Source organism: Ruegeria sp. YTSA135, from assembly GCF_059610165.1.
This window is the reverse complement of record NZ_JBXWNC010000014.1, coordinates 105,934-126,510: the sequence shown is the minus strand read 5'-3', so window position 1 is coordinate 126,510 and position 20,577 is coordinate 105,934. Positions and strand designations below refer to the sequence as shown.

16 protein-coding genes are annotated in these 20,577 nt (G+C 57.4%); 9 read left to right on the top strand and 7 right to left on the bottom strand.

Annotation, left to right across the window (positions count from 1 at the left end; translation table 11 throughout):
• The first annotated feature begins 7 nt into the window (after positions 1 to 7).
• The 9 genes from AC2FIT_RS17250 (at position 8) to AC2FIT_RS17210 (ending at position 11,607) form a co-directional block, all read left to right on the top strand.
• Positions 8 to 409 (top strand): hypothetical protein, encoded by a 402-nt coding sequence (locus tag AC2FIT_RS17250; RefSeq protein ID WP_496831266.1) that lies wholly within the window; start codon positions 8 to 10, stop codon positions 407 to 409.
• 24 nt (positions 410 to 433) lie between these two features.
• Entirely contained in the window at positions 434 to 1,297 is an 864-nt protein-coding gene (locus tag AC2FIT_RS17245) for a hypothetical protein (RefSeq protein ID WP_496831265.1), read from the top strand.
• 67 nt (positions 1,298 to 1,364) lie between these two features.
• Positions 1,365 to 3,407, top strand: coding sequence for a dynamin family protein (locus tag AC2FIT_RS17240; protein WP_496831264.1), 2,043 nt, complete (start codon positions 1,365 to 1,367; stop codon positions 3,405 to 3,407).
• The gene (locus tag AC2FIT_RS17235) at positions 3,404 to 4,690 is read left to right on the top strand and encodes a dynamin family protein (protein ID WP_496831263.1); all 1,287 of its coding nucleotides are present in this window, start codon (positions 3,404 to 3,406) and stop codon (positions 4,688 to 4,690) included. The genes AC2FIT_RS17240 and AC2FIT_RS17235 overlap by 4 nt, the downstream gene beginning before the upstream one ends.
• Before the next feature lie 339 nt (positions 4,691 to 5,029).
• Positions 5,030 to 7,156: a protein kinase domain-containing protein gene (locus AC2FIT_RS17230; RefSeq protein WP_496831262.1), complete on the top strand. Its 2,127-nt coding sequence runs from the start codon at positions 5,030 to 5,032 to the stop codon at positions 7,154 to 7,156.
• Positions 7,157 to 7,365: 209 nt separating this feature from the next.
• Positions 7,366 to 8,385 carry an FHA domain-containing protein gene (locus AC2FIT_RS17225; protein WP_496831261.1) on the top strand — a complete coding sequence of 340 codons (1,020 nt, stop codon included), beginning with the start codon at positions 7,366 to 7,368 and terminating at the stop codon, positions 8,383 to 8,385.
• A complete protein-coding gene (locus AC2FIT_RS17220; RefSeq protein ID WP_496831260.1) occupies positions 8,386 to 9,171 on the top strand; it encodes a PP2C family protein-serine/threonine phosphatase in 786 nt (261 codons plus the stop codon).
• A gap of 22 nt (positions 9,172 to 9,193) precedes the next feature.
• Complete coding sequence (locus AC2FIT_RS17215; protein WP_496831259.1) at positions 9,194 to 10,456, top strand: peptidoglycan-binding protein LysM; 1,263 nt, start codon at positions 9,194 to 9,196, stop codon at positions 10,454 to 10,456.
• A gap of 44 nt (positions 10,457 to 10,500) precedes the next feature.
• Positions 10,501 to 11,607, top strand: coding sequence for a peptidoglycan-binding protein LysM (locus tag AC2FIT_RS17210; RefSeq protein WP_496831258.1), 1,107 nt, complete (start codon positions 10,501 to 10,503; stop codon positions 11,605 to 11,607).
• A 284-nt stretch (positions 11,608 to 11,891) separates the two neighbouring features.
• Here AC2FIT_RS17210 and AC2FIT_RS17205 read toward each other — a convergent pair whose 3' ends face one another.
• The 7 genes from AC2FIT_RS17205 to AC2FIT_RS17175 form a co-directional block, all read right to left on the bottom strand.
• Positions 11,892 to 14,105, bottom strand: coding sequence for an NADP-dependent isocitrate dehydrogenase (locus tag AC2FIT_RS17205; RefSeq protein WP_496831257.1), 2,214 nt, complete (start codon positions 14,103 to 14,105; stop codon positions 11,892 to 11,894).
• Positions 14,106 to 14,326: 221 nt separating this feature from the next.
• Complete coding sequence (locus AC2FIT_RS17200) at positions 14,327 to 15,358, bottom strand: trans-3-hydroxy-L-proline dehydratase (protein ID WP_496831256.1); 1,032 nt, start codon at positions 15,356 to 15,358, stop codon at positions 14,327 to 14,329.
• Between the two features lie 8 nt (positions 15,359 to 15,366).
• A complete protein-coding gene (locus AC2FIT_RS17195) occupies positions 15,367 to 16,605 on the bottom strand; it encodes an NAD(P)/FAD-dependent oxidoreductase (RefSeq protein WP_496831255.1) in 1,239 nt (412 codons plus the stop codon).
• The gene (locus tag AC2FIT_RS17190; protein WP_496831254.1) at positions 16,602 to 17,534 is read right to left on the bottom strand and encodes a 4-hydroxyproline epimerase; all 933 of its coding nucleotides are present in this window, start codon (positions 17,532 to 17,534) and stop codon (positions 16,602 to 16,604) included. Before AC2FIT_RS17190 ends, AC2FIT_RS17195 begins: the two co-directional genes overlap by 4 nt.
• Positions 17,525 to 18,484: a dihydrodipicolinate synthase family protein gene (locus AC2FIT_RS17185; protein WP_496831253.1), complete on the bottom strand. Its 960-nt coding sequence runs from the start codon at positions 18,482 to 18,484 to the stop codon at positions 17,525 to 17,527. Before AC2FIT_RS17185 ends, AC2FIT_RS17190 begins: the two co-directional genes overlap by 10 nt.
• Before the next feature lie 157 nt (positions 18,485 to 18,641).
• The gene (locus tag AC2FIT_RS17180; RefSeq protein WP_496831252.1) at positions 18,642 to 19,700 is read right to left on the bottom strand and encodes an ABC transporter ATP-binding protein; all 1,059 of its coding nucleotides are present in this window, start codon (positions 19,698 to 19,700) and stop codon (positions 18,642 to 18,644) included.
• The gene (locus tag AC2FIT_RS17175) at positions 19,697 to 20,503 is read right to left on the bottom strand and encodes an IclR family transcriptional regulator (RefSeq protein WP_496831251.1); all 807 of its coding nucleotides are present in this window, start codon (positions 20,501 to 20,503) and stop codon (positions 19,697 to 19,699) included. Before AC2FIT_RS17175 ends, AC2FIT_RS17180 begins: the two co-directional genes overlap by 4 nt.
• Between the last annotated feature and the right edge of the window lie 74 nt (positions 20,504 to 20,577).

Below are 20,577 nucleotides of genomic sequence, written 5' to 3'. Positions count from 1 at the left end.
GCAAGCAATGACAATTGAAACCGCACTCCGCTCCGCGATGAAAACCATACCCGACTGCATTGCAGCCGGGTATGTCGACATGGAAACGGGAATGTTGCTGGGGATCAACACCTTAGACTCTGACAGCGCTGAGGTTCTGGACAGTCTGGCCCTTGCCGTGGCTAACCTGTTTCAGGGCCGGGGAATCAAAGCGTTCGAGGAACTGCTTCGCTCGGCCGGAGCAGAGGAATCGGGCAACCCGGGATTTGGGGAAATCGCGGTGTTTTCGAAGGATCGGCTAAACATCTTTCTGCGGACTCGGGAATATCCTGATCACGTGGTCTGCTACATCTGTCGCAACAGTGCCAACGTCGGGTTGGCGCTGACCAAATCGCATCTCAGCCTGGGGCCAGTCGCGGCCGCAGTCTAGACCGGACCAGAGGGGGGTCAGGGCATGATGGATACGGACATACTGGAGATGCTCGATGAAATCGGGCGCTCGTCTGTTGCCCGCCTGAATCCGGCGGTTACCGTGCCCGGTGATACCGCTACGGCTCGGCGCGAAAAAGTGCTGCACGCCATTCGCGGTACAATCCTGCCCCGCCGATTGGAATTTACCGCGGCCAATGGCGATTGCCTTGCCATCGAAGTGAACAGCTCTCGGGTCACTGACGTGTTCCGGGTCCCGTCCGGTGTAGCCCCGGATTTCGAAACGGAACTGCGCCAGGACCTTGCGGTCAAGCTGGCGCAACTGGTGACTGATATCGCTTGTGCCCCTGCTCCGCTCCAATTGATTTCTCTTCAACCTGATACCGCGCTTGAAGCGGATGACGTTGGTATCACCTTCAGCGAGATCGAAGCCTCCTGCGCGGATATGGAGCAGCAGGTAGAGCCGGTCATATCCATCGTTGACGCCAGTCCTGAAAGTTTGAAGCCCACAGAAGAAACGCCAGAGGCTGACAGCACAGATACTTTGGCACAGCGTTTTTTTGATGGCGCAGAACGGTTTGCCCAAGGGCGGGTACTGATCGCGGATGGCGCCGCGCTGCTTGCGGATGGTGCCTGCAAAGACGGAAAGCCCCTGCACCCCAAACCCGATTTGCTGGCCAGTTTCGCCCGCGATCTTGCGAGATGGGATGACGACGCGGCCACCACAATGGACCATCCGCAACTTATTGTCATGCGGCCGTCTGGCGGCAAAGGCACCGGGTTGGCCGTTTTGAACGATGGCACAAATGTGGCTCTGGCCGTTCACGAGGCACGCAAGTTGGGCGCGGTCGTCAATCTGTGGGCAGCTTTAAAAAGGCCGGACGGATGATTGCGTCCGATACAATCAGTTTTTCGGCGCGTTTGGCGCGCTTGTATATGTTGCCAGGGTAAAGTTTATGAGTGAAACCAATCGTCGCGAGTTGATCCGTATTGCCAAGGATATGAACGGGATCTCAAACGAGGAGACCCGGCAATTCATTTCGCGTATTATCAACGACTTGAAGAACCTCAAACCCTCAATCGCCTTTGTCGGACAGATCAAGGCTGGAAAGTCGCGCCTGATCAACGGTTTTACCGGGCAAGCAGAATTTCTCCCTTCGGATGTGAACCCTTGGACAACGGTTATCACCGACATGCATTTCGGGCACCCGTCTGGCCGCACCTCGGGGGCTGAATTTCATTTCTTCGACAACCGCCAATGGCAGGCGCTGATCGCCGAAGGCGAAGAGTTGCGCAACATGTTCCCCGATGACGAGGACAGCTATAAGCGCGAAATGATCGAAGAGCAGGTCGAGGCAATGAAGACCCGCGCCAAGCTGCGTCTGGGGGAAAGCTACAAACACCTGCTCGGCCAGCATCATGACCTGGACAACCTGACCTCGGACGATCTGGCCCGTTATGTCTGCGCAGGCGACGATCCAACCGATGAGGGTGCGTATGATCCGGGGTCGGACCGGGGACTGTACAGCGACATCACCCGCAAGGCCGAGGTTTATTTCGACATCGGCCACTTCCCCTACCCCTTGACCGTGACGGACACACCCGGTGTTAACGACCCGCTGTTGATCCGTGAGGAGATCTCGCGCCAATACCTCAAGGAATCCGACTTTTTCGTCGTGGTACTGTCTGCGCATCAGGCCCTTTCGCGCGCCGACCTGAAACTGTTCCGCCTGATGCAGGCACTGGAATTGGGTCAGATCGTCGTCTTCATCAACCGCGTTGATGAGCTGGGCGGCGGTGCGGATGATGCCACCAAAGTTCGGGCCGATGTTGTGGACGGTCTCGAAAAAGCACTTGGCAACTCGGACATTGACGTGTTGATGGGTAGCGCGCAATGGGCGCACTATGCCTTGACCGGTGATGAGACAGGTATCAACCATGATGAGGTTCTGGCGTGGCTGCGCGCGCATCCGGACCAGATGAAGCAGTATCTGGATGGCGTGGCAGAGATCAAACAAGGGTCCGGCCCGATCAGCCGTGAAGGCGTATTGCGATTTGCTGCAATGGTTGCCTCGGGTTTGCCTGACCTGCGCCGCCACGTGACCAGCGCCCTGACCGAGGGTCCACGGAATGAGCAGTTGCGGATGGCGTGGCAGCATCTCAACAGCTTTGCCCAAGGTGAGGTTGAGCGCAGCAAGGCCCACATCCGCGCCATCGAAGAAGAAAGCGGTTCGAAAGCCGAAACCGGCGACGAAAACCACAAGACGCTCGCAGACCTGCGCAAGCTTGTTGGCCAGAAGACGACCGAGATCGTAAACGATATGGATGATGTCCTCGCCAACCTGCGCGGTGTCATGGACGATACCGTGGCCGAAGCGGTCGCAGCCGTGGTGCGTGGGCCGAATGGTGATTCACCACTGTTGGCGAGCGGTGGCGAGACCGAGCTGAACTTTACCCCGCTGCGCGACCGCATGCGCGAATTGGTTCAGGGCGCCACACAAGTGGTCCGGCAGCGCATGCTGAGCGAGCTGTACTCGATCGACATGCAAAGCAATGCGGCCCTGCGTTCGTTGCCGGGTTGGCAAGATTCATCCGACAACCGCATGAACACAAGCGCCGTTCGATGGTTCCGCCCGGATACCAAGGCCTTGACGCGGGGCATAACGGTTGAACTTAGGGTCAGCTGGCTTTCACGACTGATTTCGCGCAAAAGCGTCGTGGCCCGGGCCGAACGTATGATTGTGCAGGAATTCGAGATGATTGGCGACGATCTGGTGGATACCGCCCGCAGCGATTTGCTAGAGCGGCTGAACACGGTTCTGGATCACTACCTGGCATTGTTGGCCGGACATCTTGAACACCGGACAGGTAGCGGCGAAGCAACCGAACGGGCCGAAGTGCAGGCGGCATGTGACCACGCGCAACGCATTTTGGAAGAGTTGGGCACCATTTACGGTGCAGATGACGTAGACAAAATACTGGCAGAGGCTGCTGAATGATTGAATTTCCCGGAACCGAACAGGAAGTAGCGCAACTTGAACGCTTTCTGAACGCGACCGAAAACCTGTCTGCTGACGCAGAGTTGACCGGAATGCGCGACCGCGCGTTAGCACATGCCGAACGGCTGTCCAACGCCGTCAATATCGGTTTCGCTGGCGAATTCGGTGCGGGCAAGTCCAGCCTTGCCAATATGCTGGCCGGGGCCGATATTCTGCCCACCGGACCTCAGCACTTGAAACTGCCTCTTGTGATCGTGGCTTATTCCGAAATGCCGGAAACCACGGTTGGGTGGTGGGACCGAGAACCCAAGGTTTACTCCGGGATTGCGCTGGAAAAAGCTGCTGCGGATGACCCTGACTTCATTTCGGTTGGATTGAACACGCCTGCCCTGCAGGAAATCTCCTTGTTTGACCTGCCCGGTACCGGCGCATTGGACGACACGTATAGGGCAACACTCGATCTGCTGAAGTTTGTAGACTGCGCAATCTGGTGTACCAACGGAACAAACGCCTGGCGCGAAACGGAACGCCATCTGTGGTCGCAGGTCCCGCAAGCCTTGCGCAGCAATAGCTTGCTGGCTGTCACCCACACCGACCTGCCGCACGTAAATGAGGCCTTGGATCGGGTGGTGTCGCGGCTTAACAAGGAAAAAGGCGATCTGTTCCGCGCTGTTGTGCCGATTGGCACCCCGGTCGCCGTGCGCGCCATGGCACAAGAGCCCGAGCCCGATTTCGACCTCTGGGAGGATTGCGGCGGTCAAACCCTGGCGGAACAGGTTCTGCAAATTGCCTCGGACCGTCGCCTTGCCGATCTTGAGGCTGCAAGGGCTGATCTGAAACAGGATTTCCTACCCTATCTGGAAACGCTGAACAGGCCCGAGAATGAGCCGGAAAAGCCCGATGCCGCTTCGATGCACGCCACGCTGGAAGCCGCTTTGCCACCGCTCGAAAACCCGATCCTCGAAGATTGGCTGGCCGCGATTGCCAGCATCTATGAGGATTTGCGCGAGTCATCTGATATCGAACCTGCGGCGTTCTTGCATTCGTGCCAGGAAATCGTCGAGGATTTCGCCGAGCGCCTGGCACAGGGGGGCGAAATTGACCCCTCGGCCGAGTGGATTCCGGGTGAGTTTGAAAAGGCCACCGACTTATTGCTTCTGCTGCAATTTGAAAGCGGTGATGCGCCTTTGAATGACGCAGTCAGCATTCTGGCCCAGCTCAGCGATAACCTTGCATGGGCGGGCAGTCGGATAGACTCGGTCGAGCCAAAAACCGGCACCTGACGACTTCACGCAAAAATTGATCCGGGATGCACCGATTCGAAGCAATGGGAATCAGATGCCAAGAGCAACGCGTCCGTTGCGCAGGTGGAGACAAACCACCAACTGGCCTGCATTTTGTGCAGCCTCTTTTCCAGCATGTTGTGACAATTGCAGCCGCACATACAACATGCTGTATACCGTCCGAAATGATCCATAGTGAAGCCATTTGGCGGCCCCAATAAAGTCAAATTTGAAACGTCTAACCGTCCTTAGTGTCCTGCGGTTGTGTTTGGTTGTGAGTACGGGATCAGTTTTTCCCAGTTGAGTTGACCGCAAAACGAAAAGAACGGGCGGAAAGAAATGAGCCACAACCAGGCTGTCGGTGCATCGCACGACGAACCTAAAATTGAAGGACTCCAACCCGGCGCCAAGCTGTTGCGCGGGCAGTATGAAGTCCTGCGTTTCCTCAGCAATGGCGGGTTCGGCATTACCTATCTTGCGCGTGACAGCCTAGAGCGCGACGTGGTGATCAAGGAATGTTTTCCAGGCGCAATGTGTCATCGCGATGGCGATTTGGTCGAGCCCTCGGACCCTGGATACAAAGACGATCTGCGCTCGATCATCGACCTGTTTATTCAAGAGGCACGCAACCACGCGCGTCTGGTGCATCCCAATATCGTCAACGTGCATCAGGTCTTCGAAGACAACAACACCGCCTATATTGCGATGGATCTTGTCAAGGGGTGCGACCTGCTGGACTACGTTGAAGATCCGGACACAGACACTGGCCCTGACTTCATCGTTCAGATGACCGAAAAGATGCTGTCCGCAGTGTCATTCATCCATCAAAGCGGCATGCTTCACCGCGATATATCACCCGATAACATTCTGATCAACGAAAACGGTGATCCCGTTCTGATCGACTTTGGGGCCGCGCGGGAACAGGCTGCGAACCAATCGGCGGCGCTGCTGACACTACGGGTGATCAAGGACGGTTATTCCCCACATGAATTCTATGTCCGTGGTGCTGAACAAGGGCCAAGCAGTGATCTCTATGTTCTTGCTGCCACGCTATACCACGCCATCAGCGGCGAGCGTCCGATTGACGGGCAGACCCGTCTGAACGCCTTCAACAATAGTCAGAAAGACCCCTATGAGCCGCTCGCCGGGCGGTTCAAGGGCTATCCTGACGGTTTCCTTGAGGCGATCGACAAGGCGATGGAGGTTCACGTCACCGACCGCCTGCAAAGCGCCCTGGATTGGCTGCGGATGTTCCGTGGGCCGGGTGTCATGTTTGATACGTTCGATTACCGCCCCGTCTCGGTCATTGTGGCGATGGATCGCAAGGATGAGGCCGCCGAAAAGGCCCGTATCAAAGCTGAGAGTGAAAATGCCGAAGCGGTCGTGACAGCGCTGTTGGCTGGCAACGCGGACCTGACCCTTGGAAACGAAGACAAAGACGACGACGATCTCGCCAAGTACACACCGAAGGAAGAAGCGCCAGCAACAGTGGATACCATTGTCAAAAGTAGGTCAGAAGGCGGCGGACGGTTGATTGCAGGCATTGTGATCGTCGTCGCTGGTCTGGCCGCGGCCGGGCACTTTTTGATGTCTGGTGAAAAGGTGATTGAGCCGGAAAATGACACCGTCGACCTGACAGCACCTGCCGACGTTCCTGAAACAATCGAGCCACCAGCCCCAGTTGAGCTGGTGACCGAAGCCGAAATCGCTCCGGAACAGGTAGACCCGGAACCCACAACCGTTGAACCCATTCAGGCCCCTGTCGAGCAGACACAGGCCCCCTCGGCTGAACCAGAAGTGGCCCAAGCCCCGGCAGCCGAACCCACTCCCGCCGCCGATGTCCCGCCTACGTCGGGGACACCGGCGGAGGTGCAGGTGGCTTTCTCGCACTGGGATGTTGAAATTCCATTCCAGATCTCGCGGCGTCGCGCAACCACAGGCACCGTTATCGCCGTGACCGGCGTTGATCCTTCGCGGGATATGTCAGTCATCGGAGACTGGGTGGAACGCGGTGCTTCGATTTATACGTTGAACGGCGAACCCTTCGGCGAGGATGCAAGTTTCGCCGCGCAGGCGCTGGACGATCTGTCAATAGATCCCGATGGCTATATCCGCGTGACCGCACGCTATAGGTCGCTGGGTCAGACAAGAGCGCAAAACGGACTGTTGGCGCTGCCCGCCTTCCGGATGGTCGGCTTGGAAAACGGTTTCGGTTTCACTGTGCGAAACACGGGGGGCGAAGGATGGAAGACAGTTGTCACGACTGTTCCGCCCGAAGCCGAAGGTAATCTTCAACAAGGCGACATTCTGGTGTCCGAGGCTCAGACCTCGGTCGCGATGGATGGGCCGGAGAGCATCGATGCCGTGCTTCAAACCCTGGTCGCCGAAGGCCAATCCCACGCACGTCTGACCGTATTGCGCAACGGCACGGAAACGGACGCAGTCATGCAGCTAAAGCAGGAATAGTTTGACCAGTTCGAAAGTGACCTGCTGCACAGTGAGTTCTGAGGGTGGCGCCTGGAAATCCGCCACTCTTCACGGTTCGGTCCGGACCGGCAGATGAGTTTGATCTGATTTCCAAATTATCCGTGCCTTTGCGCCAATGCGCGCAGCGGCAAGTAGTAGCCCCGCAGGACCAAATGCCTGTGCCGAAACAGTAAAAAGGTGTCGACACCATGTTTAAATACAAAAGCCCCCTCAGCCGGCTTCTCGAAGGTGCCGGCAAGGTCAAAGAAGCCCAACCTGAAACCGACGTGGAAGACGCAGTCGAGCCCGAGGCCGAAAAACCCCAACCGATTGCGGATTTCAACGCGCTGCGCAACGCTCTGGCGGGCGGCAACGCGTCTGCGGAACCCCACGACGATAACGAAGAGCTGATCCCAGAAAAGGAGATGTCCGCGTTTTCAGAGGACCAGGACGAGATTGCCGAAGTCGAAACCGAAGCGCCCGATGATGCACAAGAAAATATATTCGAGTCGGCTGAGGCGCAGCACGGGTCAGAAGAGCCGGTTGTCACTTTACACATCGCCACCGACGAAGACTCCGAGCAAACCGATACTCAGGACGAGTCCGTTGTTGAGGTCGTCGTTGAAACTGTTAACCCCGCCCAGGCTGAAATAGTTGAGCCCATCTTGGGCGGTCCTCATGTTGAGACCGCGCCCGACCAAGAGGCAGCGCCGGAAACGGAAGCAAGGCCCGAGTCCGCGCAAACCGCCACCGTTCCTGTGGCGGCTGACCGTCGCGGTCGGGTCAAGACAACCTTCCTTGGGTTTGAGCGCGCCGACACGCATGTTCAGGATCTGATCGAAAGCTCGGACCCGGTCGTCAAGACAACAACCGCAAAAGAAACATTCCCCGTTGGTTGGCTGGTTGTGACCGCCGGACCGGGTCGTGGTTCGTGCACCACCCTGACCGAGGGTCTGATGCAGATTGGCCGCAATGATGATCAGGCCATTCAACTGGACTTTGGCGATACTGGCATTTCGCGCAGCAACCACGCCGTGATCGCCTATGACCCCGAAGATCGGAAATGCTACCTCGGTCACGGAGGCAAGGCCAACCTTGTTCGTCTGAATGGCAAGCCTGTGCTGAGCACCGTGGCGTTGTCCAGCGGCGACCTGATCCGGATCAGCGAAACTTCGATCCGCTTTGCCGCTTTCTGTGATGACGATTTTGACTGGCGGGATAATAGCTAAATGCTGGCCCAACCGGCATATGACATTGCCCTGATCCTTGACCAGGGTCAGCGCGGATCACAGGAAGACGCGGTTGCCACGCGCATGTTCGATACAGCCAATGCCGGATATGTGGTTGTCGCGGACGGTATGGGTGGGCACGCTGCTGGTGACGTGGCATCGGACCTCGTGATTGGTGCCTGGCGCGATGCATTGGATGCCGAGCTTGCGGGCGCAGCACCGTCCGAAAGATCTGCCGCCGACGCCCTGCCCCTCGCGGCAATGCAAGCCAATGCCTCTATCGCTGCGCATTGCGACGAAATGGGCGGCAATCTCAAAATGGGGTCAACCCTGTTGGGGGTGCTGCTGCTGGGACAGCGCGTGTACTGGATCTCGATCGGTGACAGCCCTTTGTACTTATTCCGCGATGGAGTTCTGCATCAGATCAACGAAGATCATTCGATGGCTCCGGTCATAGACGCACAGGTGGCCAACGGCACTTTGACCGATGCCGAGGCGCGGGTTCATCCGGATCGTAACCAGCTGACATCGGTGATTATGGGTGCCGCAATTCCGAAGGTGGACTGCCCTGAGGCACCGCTCAGCCTGACGGCGTCGGATGTGCTGATCCTGGGCAGTGACGGTTTGCAATATCTCAGCGATGCAGAAATTCAAGCCATCGTGAAACATAACGCGCATGCGTGGGCACAGGACATCGCCGATGCTTTGTTGCTGGCGCTTCACGCCAAGGGCGACCCGGATCAGGACAATGCCTCGATCGGTGTCGTGAAACTGACAAGAAACTAACCAAGGCAAGGCTACAGGACCCATGAAACCCCATCTTTTCATATCCAGCCTGGCACTCGCTGCCGTGGCCGGAGCCGCCTCGGCGCAAGAGGCCTGCTCGACTTACGAAATCCAGCGCGGCGATAGCCTGCGGGAATTGACGATCGAAGTGTATTCGACCGAGGATTTCCGCATCATCTTTGAGGCCAACCGCGATGTAATCGGCAATAACCCGAACGTCATTCGCGTGGGCGACGTGCTGACCCTGCCCTGCCTGGAAGATATCGGGCGCGCGCCTGAAGTTCCGCAAACCGAAGCCGAAGCCATGGCCGCCGAGATGGCCGCTGAACTGGTTGCTGCCGCAGAAAAGCGGGCCGCAAAAGCCATTGCTGACGCCGAGGCGCGGGTCGCCGAAGCAAAGGCTGAGGCCCAAAAGGCGAGCGAAGACGCCGTAATCGCGGCGAAGGCAGCGGCCCGTGAAGAAATTGAAGCAGCCCGCGCCGAAGGCGCCGCGTTGATCCGCAACGCGGATACAAGCGACCGCCCGGCAATCCGAGATCGCCAACTGCTGCTGATCACCGGCGGCAACTACGCGCCGTTTACGGATGAGGCTCTGCCCTATCGCGGTCTATATACCAACCTCGTCGAAACGGCGATGCTGCGGGCGGCGCCCGAGCAGGGCTACAAGATACAGTTCGTCAATGACTGGTCCTCGCATCTGGACTTGTTGATGCCAACCCTTGCCTTTGACGCGACCTTTCCCTGGTCACGCCCGAACTGTGAAACTGCCGACGCGTTGTCGGAAAACGATCGTAATCGCTGCGAGACCTACGATTTCTCGAACCCATTTTATGAGGTGGTAGACTCATTCTTTGCTCGCGAAGGCTCAGGATATGAGCAGACGCTGACCTATGCCGACTTTGCTGGCGCCACAATATGCCGCCCCGAGGGTTGGACAACGTCGCACATGGATGCTGTGGGCCTTTACGAACCCGCAATCTCATTAATACGCCCGGTCGCACCGGATGATTGCTTTCACGCGGTGATGGACGGCAGTGCCGATATCGTCGCGATTGAGGCCCACGTGGCCGTCGAGGCCATCGCGCGGCTTGGATACAAGCACCGCATCATTGAAAACCCCAACCTGGCGGCAATCAAGTCGCTTAACGTCATGACCCACAAAGACAATCCGGATGGGGAAGCGATTCTTGAGACGCTTAACCAGGGTCTGGCGATCATGCAGCAATCGGGTGAATGGCGGGACATCGTGTCAACCGCCCTGCGCCACCAAATGGAAAATGGCTAAGGCCCCAGCTGGCCTGACAACAAAAGATTCTGGAGGAAGTGGATATGTTTGAAGTCAACCTGAAGAAAGTCGTGATATCGACCGTCGCCGTCACCGCCCTAAGCGCCGGAGCCGCCGCCGCCCAAGAGGCCTGCACCAACTACACCGTCGTGGATGGCGACACGTTGGCGACAATTGCAATTGCCGCCTATGGCACATCGAACTACCAGCCGATCTTTAACGCGAACCGCAACACGATCTTGAACCCGTCAAACCTTGAGCCGGGCCTGGTCCTTGCCTTGCCGTGTGAAGACGGGAGCCTGCCAAACGGCCAAAGTGCGCAAGACCTTATCGCCGCGGAAGAGGCACGTAACGCCAATAACAAAGTGTCCAACGTGTACGAACCGCCGATCAAAATCGTGACCGGCGGCAACTATGCCCCTTTTGCAGACGAAGATCTGACGGGCGGCGGCTTTCTTGTCCGTCTGGCTTCGACGGCCCTCAACCGGGCGGGAAACAATCGTGAATTCTCGGCAAGCTTCGTGAACGATTGGAGCTCTCACCTGGATACTCTCTTGCCGCTGGGTGCGTTTGATGTGTCACTGGCCTGGTACATCCCCGACTGCAGCAACCGCAGCTATGAGTGGTCGCCGGAAACAACGAAACGCTGCACCCAGTTCGACTCCACCGTCAGCGTTTACGACACCGTAATCGGGTTCTACACGCTGCCCGACAGCGACTATGCCACGGCCCGGTCGTTTGAAGATTTCAAAGGCGCACGTCTTTGCCGGATGGAAGGTTGGTTTACACACGATCTGGAAGAGAACGGCGTTTTTGAACCGAACGTGACGATGATCCAACCTGTCACAGCAACTGACTGCATGGATGCCGTTCTGACCGGTGTGGCAGATGTTGCTTCTTTCGAAGTTCAGCTTGCGGCTGACGCCATGAGCGATCTGGGACTGTCCCATAACGACATCGTCGAAAATCCGTTTGTGAACACTGTCGCAGGTTTGCGCTTTGTCACGCACCGGACAAACCCATATGGCCGTCAATACGTGGCGATGCTGAACGCAGGTCTGAATGAAATGCGGGAATCCGGCGAATGGTATGCCATCATCTCGGACACCCTGCGCGAGCATAATGAGAAACTGATGGCAGCTTCGAACTGATCCCTCGGTTCAGCTGAATTCACTGAGGCCGGTCTTTGGACCGGCCTGCTTTTTTTGAGCACCGTTTACCCGCGCCGGGCACAGCTCACGGCTGTTCTACCCCGATCCATCTCCGTTGGTAAACCTCTCAATACTCGGAACATATCCATTCAGAGGTCTGAAATCCGCTTTACCGGTGAGATTCTACCTCTCGCCTTAAATGGGGGCCGACTTTGCAGGTCGGCCTCCATTTATTCAACGCACTAATTTACAGCAAAAAAGCCACCTCACGTGGCTGTAGACTTTTAGCCGATGATGGCGTTCAGGGTCGCGCTGGGACGCATCACCGCAGCGGTCTTGGCTGGGTCGGTGTGATAGTACCCACCAAGATCAGCGGGTACGCCTTGTGCGGCAGCCAATTCGCCCAGGATCTGCTGTTCTTTTTCAGCTAACACTCTAGCAATCGGCGCAAACTCAGCTGCCAATTCAGCATCCTCGGACTGCGCCGCCAACGCTTCGGCCCAGTAACGCGCGAACCAGTAGTGGCTGTCGCGGTTGTCAGGCTGACCTACCTTCCGGCTGGGCGATTTATTGTTGTCCAGAATGCCCTGCGTTGCCGCTTCGGCCGCGGCCCCCAGAACACCTGCTTTGGCGTTTCCGGCGCTGTCGGCCAGGAAGTTCAGCGATTCACCCAAAGCGCAGAACTCACCCATCGAGTCCCAGCGCAGGTGGTTTTCTTCAACCAATTGCTGCACGTGTTTCGGCGCCGAGCCGCCCGCACCGGTTTCGAACAGACCGCCACCCTGCATCAGCTTTACGATCGACAGCATCTTGGCCGAAGTGCCCAGTTCCAGGATCGGGAACAGATCGGTCAGATAGTCCCGCAGCACGTTGCCGGTGATGGCAATCGAATCCTTGCCAGCGGTGATGGTCTCCAGCGACTGACGCGTGGCCTCGCGAGGGGCCATAATCAGGAACTTGTCAACCACGCCAGCGGCCTCAAGCGCCGGTTTGACGTATTTGATCAGTTCAGCATCGTGGGCGCGGTTCGCGTCCAGCCAGAAGATCGCTTCGGAACCGGTCAGGCGCTGACGGTCCATCGCCAACTGAATCCAGTTCTCAATCGGTGCCTTTTTGACGGTGCAGGCACGCCAGATATCGCCTTTTTCAACAGCATGTTCGTGCAACGTCTCACCGTTCGCAAGAACGATGCGGATGGCACCATCAGCTGGTGCTTCGAACGTGGTGGGGTGGCTGCCGTATTCCTCGGCCTTCTGGGCCATAAGGCCAACATTGGCCACTGCTCCGGCGGTGGCCGGATTCAGCGCGCCATTGGCTTTGAAGAAATTGATGGCCTCATCGTAAACCGGGGCGTAGCAGCGGTCAGGGATCACGCAGTTCGTGTCACCCTTTGCACCGGTCTCGTCCCAGCCCTTGCCGCCCGCGCGGATTACGGCGGGCATCGAGGCGTCGATGATCACATCGGACGGTACGTGCAGGTTGGTGATCCCTTTGTCGCTGTCGACCATGTACATGGATGGGCGGTCACCTTTCAGCGCATCAATGGCCGCTACGATCTCAGCGTTGTCTTTGACGCGCTCCAGCAGGTCACCCAGACCCGAGTTCGGATTCACACCCAGCGCGCTCAATTCACTGCCAAATTTCCCGAACACAGGGGCAAGCCACGCTTTTACAGCATAGCCAAAGATGATCGGGTCCGACACTTTCATCATGGTCGCCTTCATATGAAGCGAGAACATGGTGCCGTCTTTCTTGGTGTCTTCAATCGCATCCGCAAGGAACGAGGACAGCGCCTTGACCGACATGAAGGTCGCGTCAGCCACGGTACCTTCGTCCAGTGGCCAGCCATCTTTCAGAACTGTGACGCTGCCGTCTTTGCCAACAAATTCGATCTTGGCGTCACCTGCCTGGGCAGCGGTGATTGTAGCGGATTTCTCGTTAGCGTAGAAATCGTTGTCGGACATGGATGACACTTTGGTCTTGCTGTCAGCGGCCCACTCACCCATCGAATGCGGGTTCTTCTGTGCGTAGTTCTTGACCGCCTTTGCCGCGCGGCGGTCACTGTTGCCTTCGCGCAGAACCGGGTTCACAGCCGAACCCTTGATGGTGTCATACCGTGCGCGGATCGCTTTTTCTTCGTCGGTCGAGGGCTCTTCGGGGTAGTTCGGGATATCGTAGCCCTGCGCTTGCAGTTCTTCGATCGCTGCCACCAACTGCGGGACCGAGGCCGAGATATTCGGCAGTTTAATCACGTTTGCCTCTGGCGTCTTTACCAGTTCACCCAATGCGGCCAGATCGTCGGTGATGCGCTGTTGGTCAGTCAGGTTCTCGGGGAAGGTTGCGATGATGCGGCCTGCCAGCGAGATATCTTTGGTTCCAACGCTGACACCAGCCGCCGAGGCGAACTTGCGAATGATGGGCAGGAACGAGGCGCTCGCCAGCTCAGGCGCTTCGTCTACAATGGTATACAATATATCGAAGTTCGATTTTTCTGCCATATTCTTTTACCTTTTTTAAGCCTTTCGGGGCGTGCGATCCAAGAGTGTGCCACGTCTGTGTGGCCTGAAACGGGGCGCGTGTATCTTACCGCCCCAATGGTGACTCTGATTTGACAGGGCCCCCCATAGAACAGGTTGGCCTTCGGATCAATCGTCTAGTGGGGGCGCAAATTGACACGGGAAGGGGTAAACCGCCAATTCACCCTATGATTTTGCGTTATTCAGCGACCGGCACCCCAGGTGTCACTTAACCTGTACCCCTCAGGCCAGGGATCGTCCGGGTCCATCATGTGTTGGTGTATGCCGGTAATCCAACCACGGCCGCTGATCTCGGGGATGATAGCCGGGCGGCCCGCAACACTGGTTTTATCGATGATCTGGCCGGTGAAGCGCGAACCGATAATCGAGACCGCCTCGAAGGTTTGACCAACTTTCATCTGACCCTTCGCCGCCATCAGGGCCATACGTGCCGAAACCGCAGTACCGGTCGGCGACCGATCAACCTTGCCCGGCTGGATGGCGACAGCGGATGTCCCGGTGAACCCGGTTTCGGTGGCCTTTACCGGGCCACAAAAAGCGCAAAAAGAGATATGCGTCCAATCCGGGTTTTCGGGATGGAAAAACCCAAGCTGTTCATTCGCGGCATCTGTGATCGCCACACCCATGCGCGCAATATCCCGCGCCTCGTCCTCGACAATCTGAGCGCCAAGCGCGGCTACATCGACCACCACGAAACTATCACCGCCATAAGCTGTATCGACAGTCAGAGTACCCAGGCCCTGAACCTCCAAGGGAACCGATATCTTGTCGGCGAAACTGGGCAGGTTTTGTACATATATCCGCTCGGCCTTGCCGCTCCGGCAGTCGGCGCGGACCCTTACCAAACCGCCCGGCGCTTCGAGCGTCAAACAGGTTTTCGGCTCTTGCATCGGGATGATCCCGCCATCCAGCAAGACTGTAGCCACACAGATCGCGTTCGATCCGGACATGGGCGGCGTGTCCTCAGGCTCCATAATGATAAAACCCGCGTCTGCATCGGGGTGTTTAGGTGGCACCAGCAGGTTCACATGCCGAAACACGCCACCGCGGGGTTCATTCAGAACAAAATTGCGCAGGGTCTGATCTTGCGCAATGAAGGCGCGCTGCTGCCAAAGCGTGTCTCCGGGCGGTGGAAGCACGCCACCCACGATGACATCCCCGACCTCGCCTTCTGCATGCGCTGATATCACGTGGATGGTTTTGCTGCTGCGCATATCGTGTCCTAAAACCGGGTGGCCGAAAACGAGGTAAGAGAAATCTGTGGCGGCTGCCCATCAATGATAGCTCCGACAAGCTCGGCCGTGCCTGCGGATTGGGTCAGACCAAGGTGGCCATGCCCAAAGGCATAGATGACGTCCGGCGTTTGCTTCGCAGGGCCAATCACCGGCAAGCAATCCGGCAATGAGGGGCGAAATCCCATCCATTGCGTGCCACCACCTGTCTTCAAACCGGGCAGGAATTGTTCAGCCTTCCTAAGCAAGGCATCAGCCCGGCGATAGTTTGGGGGCAGTGAAAGCCCGCCCAATTCAACCGCGCCGCCGATCCGCACACCGCCATTGATCCGAGTGACAACAAACCCATGGTTCGGAAATGTCAGGTGCAGGCGCAGGTCAAACGCACCTTGAGGAAGCGTAGTGTTATAGCCACGCTCAGTCTCAAGCGGGATGTGATCACCAAGTGTATTGGCAAGGTGATGCGACCACGCGCCAGCGCATACAACGACCTTTTTCGCGGCAGCCTCTTTGGTCGCCATCCCGATCCGCACACCCTCCTCGACAGGGGACAGCATACGAACCTCACCGCGTTCGATTCGCCCACCCCGGCTCTGGAAAACTTTCGCCAAATGCTCGACCCATTTTTTGGGATCAACGACATTCATCCAGTTCGGCGTGAACCCTGCATGCGTAAAACGCGGGTTGAGGCCGGGCTGTATTTCGGCAATCGCCTCGCGGCTTACCAGCAAGTCAAAGTAAATTCCGTGCCGGCGCCGCAACTCCCATGTGGGCAGGCTGGCGCGGTATTCTGCTTCGCCTTCATACAGTTGCATCTGACCGTCACGCTGAAGCATCCCTTCTGCGTCGATATCGGTGATCAAGCGGGCCAATGCCAAGGCAGAATGCGTCATCATGCTGGCTTGTGCACCCAGAAGGGTCTGATACTTCGCCGGACGGCTGGCTTGCCAGAAACGAAACAACCACGGCGCGATCTTCAACGCATAGGCAGGCGGGATGGAAAGTGGCCCCAGCGGATCAAACAACCATTTCGGAGCCTTTCGCATAATGCCGGGGGTCGCCAATGGCTCAATCTCGGAAAACGCAAAGGCACCGGCATTTCCCGCCGACGCCTGAGCTGCAACGCCATCCCAATCCAAAACCAGAACAGAGTGACCCCGACGTTGCAATTCCAGCGCGGTTGTGATGCCAATCACGCCAGCACCAATCACAACGACCTGTTGTGTCATAGCTCGATGCCCGCCCTGAAAGGATCGTTATCATCAAAAACCAGTGTCGCTTCGGACATGATATGGGCTTGTCCGGTGATTGAGGGGATGACACCTTGGTTCGGGCCGGGTTGGTATGACAGGCGATAGGTACTGCCGATGACACTTTGCTGAGTGATTTCCTCGCCGGGTTCCAACGCTCTGTCAGCGGCCAGACATGCCAGGCGTGCCGAACTGCCGGTGCCACAGGGTGAACGGTCGTAATTGTCATCCGGGCAAAGCACGAAGTTTCGGCTGTGGACTTCAGGATTTGGCGAGGCGTCCTGAAAGATCACGTGGTCGATTGGTTCACCTTGCTCTCCCCTTACGCCGCAGGTGATCGAGGCTTCACGGATCGCAATCGTCATCTCGGTCAGTTGCCGAATATTGGCGGTTTCGACCGGTATCGGGCTTGGGTCGATGATGAAGAACCAGTTTCCACCATAGGCCACATCGCCAGTCACCGCGCCATAGCCCGGTACGTCCAATGTCACGTCACGATGAACCCGGCGGCTTTCGATATTCGTGACCGTGACGGTATGCGCATCGTGCAACTCAACCGTCACAACGCCCGCAGGCGTTTCGATTTTATGACGACCAGGGGAAATTCTGCCTTGATACGCCAGCGTAACAGTCAGACCAATGGTGCCGTGTCCGCACATGCCCAGCACAGCATCCACATCGAAAAAGATCACTCCTGTCACACAGGTAAGATCGACCGGCTCAACCAGCAGCGCACCAACCATTGCCGGCTGCCCACGAGGCTCCAGCATGACCGACCGATAAAACCCCTTGTGTTCAGTGGCCAGTTTCCTTGCACGATCCGCCAACGGACCTTTGCCCAGATCAGGTGCGCCACTCAGGATGACCCGCGTCGGCTCACCCCCGGTATGACTGTCGATCACATGCATTCCGCAATCACTCCGCCTTGTTTGGACCAGTTGGCGAACCACGTGCGGAACAGGTCGTATTGCTGTTCGCAATAGTTTCGTTGCGCATAGGTTAATTCATCCGTTTCATTGAAGTGCAGCCGATATTCCTGCTCTCCGTTCAGCACCAGAAGATGTTTGTAGTACAGCACCAGATCCGGGCCTTCATCAAAGCTTGACAGCACATGGATCGCCTCGGTCAGCTCTTGTGCGCGCTGGCGGGCTTCGGGATCACCTTGCGCCGCCTTTCTGGACAGCGCGGCCAGCAGCAAAGCCTCACGCGGAAGGGCCGTACCGATGCCGGTGATTGACCCGGTCGCGCCGCAATTGACGATGCCGTGGTAAACCTCGGTATCCACACCGACCATCAGGGTTACATCAGCGTCTTGGCTGGTGATGGTCTCAGCCGCATAACGCAGATCGTCCCTGCCCCCGAATTCTTTGAAACCGATCAGGTTGGAGTGTTCGGCCCGCAAAGCAAAGAACAGATCAGCGCGCGTGGCAAAACCGTAATACGGGCTGTTATAGATAATCGCAGGAACATCTGGGGCGGCAGAGAGGATCGCCTTGAAATGGTTCTTTTGCGCGACTTCAGAGCTGCCCCGCGACAAAACCCTTGGAATAACCATCAGCCCAACAGCACCTACCGCCTGCGCATGCGCCGCATGGGCCACCGCGGATTTTGTGTTGATGGCCCCTGTCCCGACCACGACGGGCAGCCCGGCTTCGACCAGACGCGCGACCCCTTCCATTCGCTGATCGTCGGTCAACAAAGGCCAATCACCCATCGAACCGCAATAGACCACTGCCGACATGCCCGCGTCGATCATCTGTTTTCCCTTGCTGACCAACGCATCGAAATCTGGTGTCCGGTCATCCTTGCAAGGGGTCATCAACGCAGGCATGGTGCCGGTGAATATATTGGTCGACATCAGAACTTTCCCTCCAAAAAGCAGCGCGGGTATGGGCAGAAAGATTCCGTCTGACCCACTATGCCGGATGTTGGATAGAAAATTCCCAAAGGTCTATGCCCAAAAAACGCACCGACCCGTTAGATCGGCGCGCAAGTTCTGGTTCATTGTCTTTGAGTTACCGGAACCGCAGACCGCTTTCAGGATCAAACAGCATCACGCGCTCAGGGCGAAGCTGAACCCCAATCCGGTCCCCTTGACGGCTGCGTTGATCGTCGCGCTCTTCAATGACCAGCTTGTCGCCGTTCGGAGCTAAAAGATAGGAATAGCTTACGCCACCAAGCGCCTCGGTCAGATCGACCGTGCAGGCCTCACCCGTGCGATCAATTTCGATATGTTCTGGACGGATGCCCAAGGTCACTTTCGTCATGCCTGCAGGCACATTGGCCGTTACCACCAGCGGCTCCCCAAGCGCCGGGTGCGAGACCTTACCGTCGGCATAATCACACTCCAGAAAGTTCATCGCCGGAGAGCCGATGAACCCGGCCACGAACCGGTTGTCAGGGTCGCGATACAAGTCCATCGGCGCGCCGACCTGTTCGATCCGGCCATCGCGCAGGACTACGATCTTATCGGCCATGGTCATCGCCTCGACCTGATCATGGGTCACATAGATCATCGTCGCACCGATCTCATTGTGCAGACGGGCGATTTCCACCCGCATTTCAACCCGCAGCTCGGCATCGAGATTTGAAAGGGGTTCGTCGAACAGAAACACCTCGGGTCCGCGGACAATCGCGCGCCCGATGGCAACGCGCTGCCGTTGACCACCGGACAGGGCTTTGGGTTTGCGCTTGAGATACGGGTCCAGCTTCAGGATATTCGAGGCTTGCTGAACCTTCTCATTGATCTCGGATTTAGCAACGCCGTTCATACGCAGACCAAAGCCCATATTCTCGGCCACTGTCATGTGCGGGTACAAAGCGTAGGTCTGAAAGACCATCGCAACCCCGCGTTTTGCGGGGTCCAAATGGGTCACTTCGCGCGCGCCAATATGAATCTGCCCTTCGGTGGTCTCTTCCAGTCCGGCGATCATACGCAGCAAGGTGGATTTGCCGCACCCGGATGGCCCAACGAAAACACAGAATTCGCCATCCTTGATTTCCAGATCAATGCCGTGGATGACCTGCGTCTCTCCATACCGCTTGATCGCCTGGTTCAAAGTCACACCCGTCATGTCGCTTGCATCCTGTTTGTATTGACGTTCGGCCGGGTTTCGGGGAACCGCCAAGCCTGTGCTTCGGCTCCGATCTGTTCGGCCACATGGCGAACACGAGGAACCCAGGTTTCCAGTTGTTTGAAATCCATCCGCTCGGTCGAGCCTGTTACCGAAATTGCGCCCAGCATCCGCCCGCCTGACGTCAAAATAGGGCACGCGATGCAGATGATGCCGGGCTCATGCTCCTCATCGTCGATAGCATAGCCGCGGCTGCGGATCAGATCGAGATCGGCACGCAGCGCCGCCTCGGAGGTCAGCGTTTTTTGCGTAAACCGATGATAGCTTTGTTGCGACACCGCGCGGGCCAGTGCCACCTCTTCCAGATATGCCAGCATCGCTTTGCCCACACCGGTACAGTAGGCCGGGCCAACCTTGCCTGCCTGCGAATACATCTCGACCGGTTGTGCGGCATTGCGCTTGTCGACATATAAAACCTGGCTGGAATCAAGCTGCGCCAGATGCACCGTTTCCCCGGTCTCTCGGCTAAGAGCATCCAGAAACGGCCGCGCAATAGGCGCCAGCGAGTTTTGTGTCCAAGCCGCATGCGCCAGCCGGACCAATCGCAATCCCGGCGTATAGGTCTGGCGATCCGGGTCGTATGCCAGCATTCCCTGATTAGTCAGAGATTGCAGAAATCTGTACAAAGTTGCCTTGGGAAAATCACTGCTTTCCAACAGCTCAGCGAACCGCACGGGGCGCGCAAAGGCCGCCACTTGCTCCAGCACATCACATGCTTTTCCAATTGTTCCGTCACCAGCCACGGGTGCCTGTTCTCCTCCCCTCAACACATCGCGTTCGTCACGAAGGTCTTGACAAGACTAACCGAGTTGATGTG